Raw genomic sequence first — 13,272 nt, 5'->3', positions numbered from 1 at the left:
GTTCCATACGGGGTGTGACGGCGATGGCGGCGAGTCACTAACGGTTCGCTAACGGGTGGCTTGGGTCGGGTTTTTTGTGACCTGGTGCGAGTACGTGGGGCCAGGCTTGTGACCAGGTGCGGGTCTGCCATGTAACGCGATAATAGAAACGCTGCAATTGCAACGATTATCACGGTGCGTGACTGGGTGCGGGTGTGCCCGGTCACGTTGATGCGCCCGGTCACGTGCCCATGCCCGCCGATACAATACTGACGTGGAAATCAGCCCCGGAACCCGCGAATTCATCCGTACGCACCGCGACGACGACGTCCGCGACCTGGCGTTGCATGCCAAGGCCGGCGACGACGTCGACATGACGACGGCGCTCGAACAGATCGACGGATGGCAGCGGGCGACGACGAAACTCCCCGAATGGGCCGCGCACGACGGCATCGTCTACCCGCCGCACATCTCGATGGAACAGTGCTCGTCGCAGACGACGGCACTGTACAAGACCGCCGTGGCGCAACGGTTGATGGCCGGGCACGGCGAGTCAATGGCCGGGCATAGCGATACGACGCTCATCGACCTGACCGGCGGGTTCGGCGTCGACTTCTCCTATATGGCGCGGGCGTTCACACGCGGCATATATGTGGAGCGGCAGGCGCGCCTGTGCGAGGTCGCCGAGCACAACATGGCCATACTGGGGCTCGATAACGTCACGATTGTCAACGCGGACGCGGAGGACTTCCTGCGACGGCCGGACGACACGACGGACGGCATGGCCACGACCAATCCGTCGTCCACGATGATCGTCATCGACCCGGCCCGACGCGACGCGCATGGCGCGCGCACGTATGCCATCGCCGACTGCACGCCCGACGTGCTCGCATTGGAGGACGAACTGCTGGAACGCGCGACGACCGTGATGGTCAAGCTCTCCCCCATGCTCGACTGGCGCAAGACCGTGCGCGACCTCGGCGGCCCGGCGACCGTGCGCGAGGTGCATATCGTCTCGACCGGCAACGAATGCAAGGAGCTGCTCGTCGTACTACGCCGGCGTGCGGCGAACGCGACCGACGACGCCACCGGTCGTTATCTGCTCATGACCTGCGTCAATGATTCACAAGTGGTTCAATATCATATTGATGAATCGTTGGAGATATTGGCCGATGACGATAATGCTGACGACGGCGGGAACACCGTCGTCGATAGCAGGAATGCCGTTGGCGACGTCGACGCACCCAACGATGACGTCGATACGTCCGACGATACGGAACGCGGCAATCGATACGTGTACGAGCCGAACGCGTCCGTCATGAAGGCGGGCTGCTTCGCGCTGCTGGAACGACGGTACGGCGTACGGCAGATCGGTCCGAACAGTCATCTGTTCGTTGCGGACCGTCCGGCGCAGGACTTCCCCGGTCGCGGATTCGTCGTCGACGCCGTGACCGGCATGGGCAAGCGCGAACTCAAAGGCGCGTTGGGCGGCATCACCCACGCGAACATCGGCACACGGAACTTCCCGATGAACGTGGCCGCATTGCGCCGGAAACTCAAGCTCAAGGACGGCGGCGACACATATATCTTCGCCACGACCGACGCCACGGGACGGCACATGCTGCTCATCACGAGGAAGACGACCGGCGAGCCGGGAAACCGGGAACCCGAACGAGACATGGCATAGCGGTGTGGAATGGCGTCCGCGTCACTTCGCCGCGTCATGGTAAAACGGCAAGCATCGGGACGTGCATAACGCATACGCGCGGGAGACACGCGAATATATGTACAACAGAACAGGAGTCACGGCATGATCAACGAGGATTACAAGGCGATGCTCGGCGGCAAGTCCGTCATTCGCGAACTCAGCGAATACGCGACCGCGCGCGGCAAGGAGATCGGCTACGAGAACGTGTTCGACTACAGTCTCGGCAACCCCTCGGTGCCGGCGCCCGCGGCGTTCACCGACGCGATGGTCGACCTGTACGAGCACGGCGACCCGGTGGCCATCCACGGCTACTCCCCCTCGCTCGGCATCCCCGAAGTGAAGGACGCCATCGCCGCGAACCTCAACGAACGCTTCGGCATGGACTACACCGGCAACCACATCTTCCCCACCACCGGCGCGGCCGGCGCGCTCGCGCACGCCATGCGCGCGGTGACGAAGCCGGGTGACGAGATCATCACGTTCGCGCCGTACTTCCCCGAATACCAGCCGTACGTCAAGGGCACCGGCGCGAAGCTGACCATCGTCCCGGCAGACACGGAGAACTTCCAAATCAACTTCGAGGCGTTCGAGAAGGCATTGAACCCGGGCGTCATGGCCGTGCTCATCAACACGCCGAACAACCCGTCGGGCGCCGTGTACTCGGCCGAAACGCTGGAAAGGCTCGCCGGCGTCCTGCGCGCCAAGCAGACGGAATACGGCCACGACATCTTCCTCGTCAGCGACGAACCGTACCGCGAAATCGTGTTCGACGGCGGCACGCAGGCGTATCCGGCGAAATACTACGACAACACGCTCACCTGCTACTCGTGGTCGAAGTCGCTGTCGCTGCCCGGCGAGCGCATCGGCTATGTGGCGGTGAACCCCAAGGCCACCGACGCCGAGCTGCTGGTGCCGATGATGGGCCAGATCTCGCGCGGCACCGGACACAACTGCCCGCCGAGCTCCATCCAGCTGGGCGTCTCCAAGGTGCTGGACAAGACCGCCGACCTTTCCGTGTACGAGACGAACATGAACCTGCTGTACGACGCCCTGACCGGCATCGGCTTCGACGTGGTGCGCCCCGGCGGCACGTTCTACATCTTCCCCAAGGCGCTGGAGGACGATGCGACCGCGTTCTGCCTCAAGGCCAAGGAGCACGACCTCATCCTCGTGCCGTCCGACAGCTTCGGTGTGCCCGGCTACTTCCGCATGGCCTACTGCATCGACACCGAAAAGGTGAAGCGTTCGATCCCGGCGCTGGAGAAGTTCGCCAAAGAGGAATACGGCGTGAATTGATACGTAATGGAGTGGCGTCGGTCGATGGGAAGACTCGACGTATTGATATACGCCTTCGCCTTCCATCCGACCGACGCCACACACATCACGCACCAATTCACCTATGAAGGGTTGCGACGGGGTCTCTCCCTCAGTCCGCCTTCGGCGGCCAGCTCCCTCGTCAGAGGGAGCCGCTGACGCGCCGCTCAGACAGTGCGACACACCAAATCGGCTCGTGACGCGTGTGGCATCACGCCCCACCTTCTGTCATCCTGAGCGAGCGAAGCGAGTCGAAGGATCTCACCCCTCCAACCCGACGCCACTTCCTTCCCTCGTCAGAGGGAGCCGCTGACGCGCCACTCAGACAGCGCAGCACACCAAATCGGCTCGTGACGCGTGCGGCATCACGCCCCACCTTCTGTCATCCTGAGCGAGCGAAGCGAGTCGAAGGATCTCACCCCTCCAACCCGACGCCACTTCCTTCCCTCGTCAGAGGGAGCCGCTGACGCGCCACTCAGACAGTGCGACACACCAAATCGGCTCGTGACGGTACGACCCGCTCGTGACGCGTGTGGCATCGGCCGGCCGGAGAATGAAGGCGTACAACGGTACGTCGAATTCTCCAGCCGGACGATGACACTCCGTCACGAGTCGAGTTCAGGTGATGTTCAGGAAACTTTGACGATACATCGGCAAAAGTCGCAGAGGACGTTGCGCGACGATTCAGTCGGTCTTGTGACGGGCATCGTTTACTGAGAATCAGCAGTACAACGAATGTTCTCCCCTAAGGACCGCATCATGACCGATAACGTCAGCAATAACATCAACAACGGCGACAGCAACAACAACGGCAACGCCGTCAATACGACCAATACGAACGTCAATTCCGGGGCCGGTGCGCAGCAGACGCAGGCACAGCAGCCGCAACCGCAACAAGCGCAGCCGGCACAACAACCGCAAGCGCAGGCGGCGCAACAGCAGGGGTACGGCCCGGTTCCGGGCGCACAGCCGACCTACGCGCCACAACAGGGACAGGGGGCGCCGCAGCCGTATCAGACCTACCCGCAGCAGGGGTATGTGAACGCCGGCACGAACACCCAAGTACCTAAGCCCGCCAAGCCCAAGGGCCAGCGTCTTGCGACGATGACGGGGCTGAAGGGCCGGAGCCTGGCTTCGGTGGCCGTGGTGGCTCTGGTGTGCGGATTGCTGGGTGGTCTGGGAGGCGCGGCCATCTTCTCGGCAATTCATGAGTCCGATGACGGCCAGCAGTACGGCCAGTACATGCAGATGCCTTATCGCGGCAACGGATACGGTTACGGCAATAGCGGCAACGGTAACAGCGGCAACAGCGGCAATGGTTCCGGCTCACTGCCTGGCTCCAGCTCCGGCAACAGCGATAGCGGCTCCGGTTCCAGCAGCGATTCCGGCGCAATGTAAGCTCTCGGCAACGCGCCAGCCCCCTGACAAGGGAGCAGTGTTGTGATCGGAGGGACGGAAGATCCTTCGACTCGCTGCGCTCGCTCAGGATGACAGGAGATGGACCGCGACGCAGGCAATCCGACTCTCAGCAACGCGCCAGCGGCTCCCTCTGACGAGGGAGCTGTCCGCCGTAGGCGGACTGAGGGAGAGATGGACAACGTCCGCAGCTGCTACCGCCCAAGCACCGCCAACCTCTCACGCGCAACCCGGTCGATGACGTCGCAGACTTCGGCGAACCGCGTATCGATTTCGCGGTTGGTATAGCGCAGAACGTGCAGCGACATCTCGTTGAGCTCAATCGTTCGGAGCCGGTCGGCTTCCATCTGCTCGGCCGTGTAGTGTCCGCCGCCGTCGAGCTCCACCACCAGCCGGGCTTTCGCGCAATAGAAGTCCGCGATGCGGTTTCCCAATGGCTTTTGTCGTTGCCAACGGATCGGATGCTTGCGGAGGAACCCGTACCATAGTTTGCGTTCCCATGGGGTCATTTCTCGGCGCAGTTTTCGTGCGCGGGCGACGCTGCCCTTGTTGTAGTCCTTCATGGGATGAGTTTAGCTGAGACACGGTGGTCTCTCCCTCAGTCACGCCGTAGGCGTGACAGCTCCCTCGTCAGAGGGAGCCGCTGACGCGTTGCGCAGACCGGCCACAGACATCGAATCCCCAGCCATACGGATAACGACCCATTTGCAGTCATCTCTCCCTCAGTCACGCCGTAGGCGTGACAGCTCCCTCGTCAGAGGGAGCCGCTGACGCGTTGCGCAGACCGGCCACAGACATCGAATCCCCAGCCATACGGATAACGCGACCCATTATGCAGTCATCTCTCCCTCAGTCACGCCGTAGGCGTGACAGCTCCCTCGTCAGAGGGAGCCGCTGACGCGCAGCGCAAACGGTCACAGGCATCGAGGGCTCAGCCGCGCGGGAGGATGCCCATCGCGCTGTTTATTCGATGGTGTTGATGGTGCCGCCCCATGAACGCTGCAGCTTCTCTATCTTGGTTTGTTCGCCGACGATGACCCAGCGTTTGCCGATGAGCATGGCGTATTTGGTGTCGCCGACTTCGCCGGAGTATTGGTCGAGGAGTTTGGAGGCCTGGGTGGCGAGCGGGGTCTTGTAGAGGTTGATGGCGCTGTCGTTGTCGAAGACGGCGTAGGCGACGCGTGTCTGCTTGCAGATGGCGATGGATTTGACGCCGGGGTATTGGCTGGCGTTGATGCTCTGCCAGTCGCTGGTGCAGGCGCCGAAGACGCCTTCCATGCCGGTTTGCATGGCGGTGGTGTCGCTGATGGGGGCTTCGTCGCGGACGGCGGGTTTGACGATGCCGTCGTTGAACATGTTGCCGACGAGGAAGCCGAGGCAGGACAGCAGCAGCGACAGTACGATGGCGATGACACCCCATGTGGTGGCGGCGCCGCGTTTGCGGTCGATGGGCGCGGTGACGCGTGCGATGATGACGAAGATGAGAGTGGCGACCGCGGCGATGACGGCCAAGGTGAGCCATGTGGAGGTCGATTGACCACCGACGATGGGCAGTGCGGCGGGCGCGATGGCCCGGACCGCCGCGGCGGCTCCGGCAAGTACGGCGAGTACGCCGGCGATGACGCAGAACGTCTTGCAGAGCATGTTCGCCCCTGATGCGCGGCCGCCACGGTATGAGTCGTCGATATGATCTCCGGCGCGATGTGAAGGCATGTCGTCCTCCTTACGTTGCAGCATCCCCATGACTGCGTTCAGTCTATCGTCCGCGGGCGCGAGGATGTGAGCCGCGGACGAATATTCTCACGGTCCCGTCATCTTGCGACCGTTCGATGGTTCTCCTTGTGATGATTCGACATGTATGGCTACGGACAACGTAGTGCTACGTACTGCGTAGTGCTACGATTAGCGTAGCTTTACGGATGTCGTATGGCGGGATGAGATAAACGAGATGGATAAGGGAGTGGCGACGTGGGGAATGTATTCCGACTGGTCAGGCGTGATGTTCTGCGTCTGCTCCGGGTGCCGGCCGCGTGGGTGATCTGCGCCGGCCTCGTCGTGATTCCGTCGCTGTACGCGTGGTTCAACATCTACGGGTTCTGGAATCCGTATGGCAATACGAAGTCGATCCAGGTGGCCGTAGTCAACGAGGACAAGGGCACGACAAACGATACGCTCGGCAAGCTCGACCTCGGCGACCAGATCGTCACGGCCATGAAGGCGAACGACCAGCTGGGCTGGCATTTCGTCAGTCGCGACCAGGCCATGGACGAGGTGAAGACGGGGAAGAGTTCCGCGGCGTTCGTGATTCCGAAGGATTTCAGCGCCAAGCTGGCGACCATCATCTCCGGCGATTTCCAGCAGCCGAAGCTGGAGTATTACGTCAACGAGAAGGCGAACGCCATCGCACCGAAGATCACGGACGTCGGCTCGTCCACATTGTCGACGCAGATCAACGGCACGTTCGTCTCCACGGTGAGCGAGGTCGTGTCGTCCACGGTGAACACCAAGCTCGCCGAGGCCGAAGGCAAGGTGAGCGCCGCCCAGTCCAACACGGTCAAGGCGCTGGGACGTTCGGAGGGCAACATCGAGGACGCGCGCGACGCCATCGACGACCTCGACGACACGGTGACCACGGCCCGGCGGAAGGCGCAGAACGCGAAAACCACGCTGGACAAGGCCACCAGGCAGGCCGAAATCATCAGCCACGGACTGCAGGGCACATCGAAACTGCTGACCAGCACCAGCGATTCGCTGACGAAATTCTCGTCATCGATGGGCGCGACGCTGGACAACGGCTCGCGGCTGATGTCGCAGTCCGCGGCGAAGGCCAACCTCTCCGTAGGCAAGGCGGCGGCGACCATCACCACGGCGCAGGGCAGCGTGGGGGCGGCGTTGGCGACCGGCAAGGACATCAACACGCAGAACGCCGAGATCATCACCGAGCTGGAGGACATCCAGCAGGCGCTGCCAAAGGACTCGCTCGCCTACACGCAGCTGGACCAGCTGCTCAACGGCCATGACGGCGACGGCAAAAGCGGCTTGAAGCATACCAATCAGGCCGTCAAGCAGACGCTCGACAATCTCGGTACGCTCAACGACGACACTGGCAAAACCGCCACGTCGGTCGCCAACGCGGCCGATACCATCACCGCGGCGGCGCAGGGCACGCTGAACACGGTGGACGGCTATCGGTCCACGCTGGGCTCCGCCACGATCCCACAGGTCAATGGCGGACTCGCCCAACTGAGCTCGACGGCGAACGGGCTGAGCGGAGCCATCACCAGCCAGCAGGGGCTCATCGACCAGACCAAGGCGATCCTCGACCAGCTGGACTCCACGCTGGCCACGACGTCCAAGGCGCTGCGGCAGACCGACGGCACGCTGAAGAACATCGGCGACGACCTGTCCACCGCCAAAACCGATGTGGCGGCGCTGTCCACGTCAGCCGCATGGCAGAAGCTCACCAAGAACGGCAAGCTGGATGCGCAGAAGATCGCGAACTTCATGTTCGCGCCGACCACGTTGCGCACGCACGCCCTGTATCCGGTGAACTCGTATGGTTCGGGCATGGCGCCGCTGTTCACCGACCTGTCGCTGTGGGTGGGCGCGTTCGTGCTCATGGTCATCGTCAAGCTGGAGGCGGACGACGAGGGCATCCCCGGGCTGACGGTGGGGCAGGCGTACATGGGCCGGTGGCTGCTGCTCTCCATTCTGGCGGTCTTGCAGGGCATCGTATGCTGCGTGGGCGATCTGGTCATCGGCGTGCAGGCCGCGAACGTGCCGGCGTTCATCGCCACGGGCGTGCTCTCGTCGCTCACGTATCTGAGTATTCTCTACGCGCTGTCGGTGACGTTCCAGCACGTGGGCAAGGCGTTGTGCGTGGTGCTCATCATCGTGCAGATACCGGGCGCTTCGGGCCTCTACCCAATCGAGATGATGCCGGCGTTCTTCCGCAGGCTCTACCCGTTCTTCCCGTTCACGTACAGCATCGACGCGCTGCGCGAGACCATTGGCGGCTTCTACGGCAACCATTATGCGGTGGCCGTGGGCCATCTGCTCGTGTTCGCCGCGTTGAGCTTCATCCTCGGACTGCTGCTGCGGCCGTATCTGACGAACCTCAACCGTCTGTTCGCCAGGGAGATAGCGCAGAGCGACATGATCATCGGCGAGGAGGTACAGGCGCCGTTCCACCGGTACCGGTTCTCGCAGGCCATCCGCGCGATGGCGAACCGGGCGGAGTATCGTGCGGCGATCCATCATCGCGCCATGAAGTTCGCCCGGCTGTATCCACGGCTGAAGGTGGGGGCCATCGTCGCCGGCGTCATCGTGCCGTGCGTGCTGATCGTGCTGTTCTCGGTGAGCCCGAACTTCGTGAGTCCGAACGGCAAGGCCATCATCCTCGCCTCGTGGGCCATCTGGATTCTCCTCATGATCGGATTCCTCATCGCCATCGAATACATTCGCGACAACATCGAACGTCAGCTGCTGCTCGGTTCGATGAACGACGACGACATCCGGTCCATGTTCTCGGTGCGCGACCGGCTGAAGAACATCTCGTGGACGCCGCCGAAACCGCAGCGCAGGCCGCGGCACGCGGCCTCGACCGCGGGCGGCGAGTCAAGAGACGACGAAGCGAGAGACGACGACGGCCGTACCGGCACCGTGACGGAAAAGACCGAAGGGAGGAATGACGCATGAGCACGATATGGAAGCTGTTCACCGGCGACGTCAGGCGCATGACCAGCAACGTCGTCTCCGTGATCATCGTCATCGGACTCGTGGCGCTGCCGTCCCTGTTCACCTGGTTCAACGTGACCGCCGCATGGGATCCGTTCAGCAACACGAAGAACGTGAAGTTCGCGGTGGCCAACACCGACGCCGGATACAAAAGCGACCTCGTGCCGCTGAAGGTGAACGTCGGCGACCAGGTGATCTCCGAACTGCGCGCCAACGACCAGCTCGACTGGACGTTCACCACGGAGGCCGACGCCATCGACGGCACGAAATCCGGCAAATACTATGCGGCCGTGGTGATTCCGAAAAGCTTCAGCAAGGACATGATGACGTTCTTCTCGTCCGACGTGGACCATGCGAAGCTCACGTACTACACGAACCAGAAGAAGAACGCGCTGGCCCCGCAGCTCACCGGTCAGGGCGCGGACCAGGTGGCCGCGCGCATCAACCTCATGTTCGCCACCACCCTGTCGAACGTGGCGTTGAACATCGTCTCCTCGTTCTCGGACTATCTTGACGACGCGGATGCGAAAAGCAGCATCGCGAACCTCGCCGGGCACATCGGCGACATGGCCGACCAGCTGGCCGACGCGTCGAACACCGTGGGCACGTACGCATCGCTCACCGATTCGGCGCAGTCGCTGATCGGCAACTCGTCGAAACTGCTGCGGCAGGCGTCGGGCTCGGCCAAGTCGGCCGGCACGACGCTGGACGAGACCAAGCAGGCGGGCGCCACCATCGGCGACGCGCTCAAGGCGTCCACGGGCGCATTGTCCACGGCATTGCAGTCCAGTGCCAGCAGCTACGACGCGGTGTCGTCCAGCATCGACGACGTATACGCCAACATCGGCACGCAGACCAAGGACAGCGCCAAGGCGTTGCGCGACCAGGCCACGACCATCGGCGACCAGATCGGCGAATACCAGCGCATCGGCAAGGAGCTCGAGGCGCTGCGCGGCAACCTGACCACCGATGTGGCCAAGCAGGCGGTGGACCGCATCACGGCGAAGATCGACGCCATCGTGACCGTGCAGACCGCGTTGAAGAACAAGCTGAACTCGGCGGCGAACACCATCGAATCCGGCAACGCCACCGCGCAGAAGGACCGCGACGACATAGCCAAGTTGGCGAAGCAGGCGAACAGCAGCATCGGCGGTCTGAAAACCGATTTCGACACCAAACTCAAACCGCAGATCAACGATCTGGCTACGGACGTGGCCGAATCGGCCACGCTGATGAAGTCCGGCGCCGCCGATCTGGACGCCGCGGTGAACGACCTGGCGGACTCCTCGGCTTCGGCGGGCACGAAGCTGAGCGACGTGCGCAAGACGCTGAACACGACCGGCTCCGAACTGGCGGATGCGGCGAACACGTTGAAGGCGCTGTCGAAGAACATCACAACCGCGTTGAAGAACGGCGACAGCACGGCGCTGAAGAAGGTGCTGGACGGCGACGCCGAATCGTTGGCGAAGTCTCTGGCCGCGCCGGTCGGGGTGACACGCAAGGCCGTGTTCCCGTCGGAGAACTTCGGTTCTTCGCTCAGCCCGTTCTACACGTTCCTGCCGTTGTGGGTGGGCTCGCTGCTGATGGCGGTGACATTGAAAACGTCCGTCTCCCGCCGCATTCGCGCGAAGCTGGGGCCGGGGGTGCGGCCGCATCAGCTGTATCTGGGACGGTTCGGCATCTTCGCCGTGCTGTCGCTGCTGCAAAGCTCGTGCGTGCTGCTCGGCAACCTGTTGTTCCTGCGCGTGCAGGCGAACCATCCGTGGCTGTACATGCTGTCCGGATGGCTGTCGGGACTGGTGTTCATCTTCATGATCTATACGTTGGTCGTATCGTTCGGCAACGTGGGCAAGGCCATCGGCGTGCTGTTCCTCGTGGTGCAGATATCCGGGTCCGGAGGCGCGTATCCGCTGGCGGTGATGCCACAGTTCTTCACCGACATCAGTCCGTTCCTGCCCATCACGCATTCCATCAGCGCCATGCGCGCGGCCATGTTCGGCATCTACGACAACGACTACTGGCGTGAGATCGGCGCCCTGCTGCTGTTCATCCTGCCGACGCTGCTGCTGGGGCTGGTGCTGCGCAAGCCGCTGGTGAAGTTCAACACGTGGTATGTGCGCACCATCGAAAGCACGAAACTGCTGTAAACAACAAAGCTGCCGTAATCGGAGGAATCGAGGGAGATTATGAATACGCAGCGCGGGGAGCGGACGCGCAAGGCGACCGACCGCAAGATCATGCAGTCGACGTTGGAGATCGCCCTGTCGAAAGGCATCGGCGCGATCTCCATCGAGGAGATCGCACGCCGGTCGGGCGTGGCGAAGACGACGATATACCGGCGGTATTCCAACGTGGAGGACCTGTTGGAGAAAATCACCGCATTGGAGATCTCGTCGTCGCCGGAGCTGGCCGACCTGGAGCCGACGAAGGAGAACCTGACGCTGCTGCTGCGGCGCATGGTGGACCGGTACGTGTCCGGCATCGGCGTGAAGGCCATCGGCATCATCCTCACGTCGAAGGACGGGTTCTTCCAGCGGATCGTCAGTCAGGCGATTCGCCCGGAGGAGGAGACGTTCGCCTCGTTCTTCGACCGGGGCAGCCGGCTCGGCCGGTTCAAGCCCGACCTGAACACGAAGTTCCTGTTCGGCACGATCCTGGGGTCGATGATCGCCTGCGAGGCGTTGCGCGGATCGGTGGATGACGGATGGGCCGAGCGCATGACCGACCTGCTCTGGCCGTCGATTGCGGTAGAGGACGAGTGAGGGGACGAGTATGGGCGTGTATGGAGGTGTCAGTCTCTCCCTCAGTCATGCTGTCGCATGACAGCTCCCTCGTCAGAGGGAGCCAGGGCATGGACGTTTCAATCTCGCGCTCGATGAATCGCGCTCGCATCGCCTACAGACCCCTTTTGTCATCCTGAGCGGAGGCCGCAGGTCGGAGTCGAAGGATCTTCCATCACTGCCCCAAGATCCTTCGACTCGCTACGCTCGCTCAGGATGACAGTACGCCGAGACTAGGGGTGGCCCGAAACCTACCCAGCAGCACACCAATCACCCTCAGTCGACTATGCTGACAGCTCCCGCCAGCGGGAGCGGCTCAGGTGGTGGTGGAGCCGTGGGAGTTGGTGGAGGAACCGCTGCCGAACTGCTGGAGGCTGCCGCCCCACGCGTGATGCAGGGCGCTCATCTCGGTATCGCCGCCGATGACCATCCACGTGCCGCCGCGCAGCACAGTGTACCGTTCCCCGCCCTGCGGCGCGTCCTCGGCGAGACCGAACAGGTCGTTGCCACTGCCCAGCACCTGGCTCACGTACTGCATGGTCGTGTCGGCATCGGCCGAGGTGGAGAACATGACCAGCGCCATGTCCCTGCCGCACGTGTAGGCGCCCTCGGTGCCGACCATGGAGGCGTTCAGGCCGGCGGAATCATCGTGCCAGGTGCATTGCGCCCCAGTGATGCGCGTGATGTCGCTGCGCATCTTCGCGGGATCGTTCGACGGCACCGGCTGCTGCTGCCCGCTGGCGGTGGTGGTGCCGGAATCGGAGCTGGTGGAGCCGGCGATGGCAAGCAGGCCGATGATGCCGACCAGCACGAGCACCACCCCGACGACGCAGCCGATGATGACGCCGGTTTTGCTGCGGCGCGGCGGCTGACCGTACGGATACTGTGGATACTGACCATATGGGGCGCCCGGATTCGCGGACGGCGACGGCATGCCCGACTGCGGGGAAAGATTCATGGTCCGGGCGCCACCAATCGGTGCCGCAGCGGGGATGATCAGCCGGCCGTCCGACGAGTAATATCCGGACTGCTGCATCGGATCCGTTGGGACCGGGGGCTGCATGACGTAGCCGCCGTACTGGTATGGCGGCATCTGAGCGCCCTGCTGGGCATATGGCGACGGCATGGGACCGAAATCCCGATACGGCAGGCCGGGGCCGGGGTTCTGTGACATCTGCCCATACGCCGATGATGCGGTTGCGGGAGGCATCGGCATCGGACCCGCCGGCGCGGACTGGTACGGGGCTTGCTGGCCATCGGGATTCGTCATGCCCACCATCCTAGACACCGGGGCTTATCGCGACGCGTATTCTCGCCATGCGCCGAAGCCGTTGCGAC

9 protein-coding genes are annotated in these 13,272 nt (G+C 63.0%); 6 read left to right on the top strand and 3 right to left on the bottom strand.

The features are described from left to right. The first annotated feature begins 253 nt into the window (after nucleotides 1-253). The 3 genes from KIH77_RS07765 to KIH77_RS07755 all read left to right on the top strand — a co-directional run bounded on the left by KIH77_RS07765 (nucleotide 254) and on the right by KIH77_RS07755 (nucleotide 4,399). A complete protein-coding gene (locus KIH77_RS07765; RefSeq protein WP_219100674.1) occupies nucleotides 254-1,666 on the top strand; it encodes a THUMP-like domain-containing protein in 1,413 nt (470 codons plus the stop codon). 123 nt (nucleotides 1,667-1,789) lie between these two features. Next, on the top strand, nucleotides 1,790-2,983 hold the full coding sequence (locus KIH77_RS07760) for a pyridoxal phosphate-dependent aminotransferase (protein ID WP_219100672.1): 1,194 nt from the start codon (nucleotides 1,790-1,792) through the stop codon (nucleotides 2,981-2,983). A gap of 753 nt (nucleotides 2,984-3,736) precedes the next feature. Continuing rightward, complete coding sequence (locus KIH77_RS07755; protein WP_219100670.1) at nucleotides 3,737-4,399, top strand: hypothetical protein; 663 nt, start codon at nucleotides 3,737-3,739, stop codon at nucleotides 4,397-4,399. 212 nt (nucleotides 4,400-4,611) lie between these two features. On the opposite strand, the gene KIH77_RS07750 is transcribed toward KIH77_RS07755, so the two are convergent. Both KIH77_RS07750 and KIH77_RS07745 read right to left on the bottom strand, forming a co-directional pair. After that, the gene (locus KIH77_RS07750) at nucleotides 4,612-4,980 is read right to left on the bottom strand and encodes an endonuclease domain-containing protein (protein ID WP_219100669.1); all 369 of its coding nucleotides are present in this window, start codon (nucleotides 4,978-4,980) and stop codon (nucleotides 4,612-4,614) included. Nucleotides 4,981-5,380: 400 nt separating this feature from the next. Further along, nucleotides 5,381-6,130, bottom strand: a complete 750-nt coding sequence (locus KIH77_RS07745; RefSeq protein WP_219100668.1) for a hypothetical protein — start codon at nucleotides 6,128-6,130, stop codon at nucleotides 5,381-5,383. Between the two features lie 255 nt (nucleotides 6,131-6,385). On the opposite strand from KIH77_RS07745, the gene KIH77_RS07740 reads away from it, so the two are divergent. Genes KIH77_RS07740 through KIH77_RS07730 form a run of 3 tightly spaced genes read left to right on the top strand, consistent with a single transcriptional unit; the run spans nucleotide 6,386 to nucleotide 11,916 of the window. After that, nucleotides 6,386-9,115, top strand: coding sequence for a YhgE/Pip domain-containing protein (locus tag KIH77_RS07740; protein ID WP_219100666.1), 2,730 nt, complete (start codon nucleotides 6,386-6,388; stop codon nucleotides 9,113-9,115). After that, the gene (locus KIH77_RS07735) at nucleotides 9,112-11,301 is read left to right on the top strand and encodes a YhgE/Pip domain-containing protein (protein WP_219100664.1); all 2,190 of its coding nucleotides are present in this window, start codon (nucleotides 9,112-9,114) and stop codon (nucleotides 11,299-11,301) included. The genes KIH77_RS07740 and KIH77_RS07735 overlap by 4 nt, the downstream gene beginning before the upstream one ends. A 39-nt stretch (nucleotides 11,302-11,340) precedes the next feature. Then, the gene (locus tag KIH77_RS07730; RefSeq protein ID WP_219100662.1) at nucleotides 11,341-11,916 is read left to right on the top strand and encodes a TetR/AcrR family transcriptional regulator; all 576 of its coding nucleotides are present in this window, start codon (nucleotides 11,341-11,343) and stop codon (nucleotides 11,914-11,916) included. Between the two features lie 334 nt (nucleotides 11,917-12,250). Here the strand turns inward: KIH77_RS07730 and KIH77_RS07725 are convergent, their stop codons facing one another. Next, complete coding sequence (locus KIH77_RS07725; RefSeq protein ID WP_219100660.1) at nucleotides 12,251-13,204, bottom strand: hypothetical protein; 954 nt, start codon at nucleotides 13,202-13,204, stop codon at nucleotides 12,251-12,253. Nucleotides 13,205-13,272 lie beyond the last annotated feature (68 nt).

The organism is Bifidobacterium pluvialisilvae (assembly GCF_019331695.1).
Lineage (GTDB): Bacteria > Actinomycetota > Actinomycetes > Actinomycetales > Bifidobacteriaceae > Galliscardovia > Galliscardovia pluvialisilvae.
This window is presented reverse-complemented; position numbering and strand designations above follow the sequence as displayed.

Bases quoted from the DNA above. Each gene is read 5' to 3' on its own strand.
- KIH77_RS07725 (WP_219100660.1), bottom strand. From the start codon at position 13,204: ATGACGAATCCCGATGGCCAGCAAGCCCCGTACCAGTCCGCGCCGGCG.
- KIH77_RS07745 (WP_219100668.1), bottom strand. From the start codon at position 6,130: ATGCCTTCACATCGCGCCGGAGATCATATCGACGACTCATACCGTGGC.
- KIH77_RS07755 (WP_219100670.1), top strand. From the start codon at position 3,737: ATGTTCTCCCCTAAGGACCGCATCATGACCGATAACGTCAGCAATAAC.
- KIH77_RS07760 (WP_219100672.1), top strand. From the start codon at position 1,790: ATGATCAACGAGGATTACAAGGCGATGCTCGGCGGCAAGTCCGTCATT.
- KIH77_RS07735 (WP_219100664.1), top strand. From the start codon at position 9,112: ATGAGCACGATATGGAAGCTGTTCACCGGCGACGTCAGGCGCATGACC.
- KIH77_RS07750 (WP_219100669.1), bottom strand. From the start codon at position 4,980: ATGAAGGACTACAACAAGGGCAGCGTCGCCCGCGCACGAAAACTGCGC.
- KIH77_RS07730 (WP_219100662.1), top strand. From the start codon at position 11,341: ATGAATACGCAGCGCGGGGAGCGGACGCGCAAGGCGACCGACCGCAAG.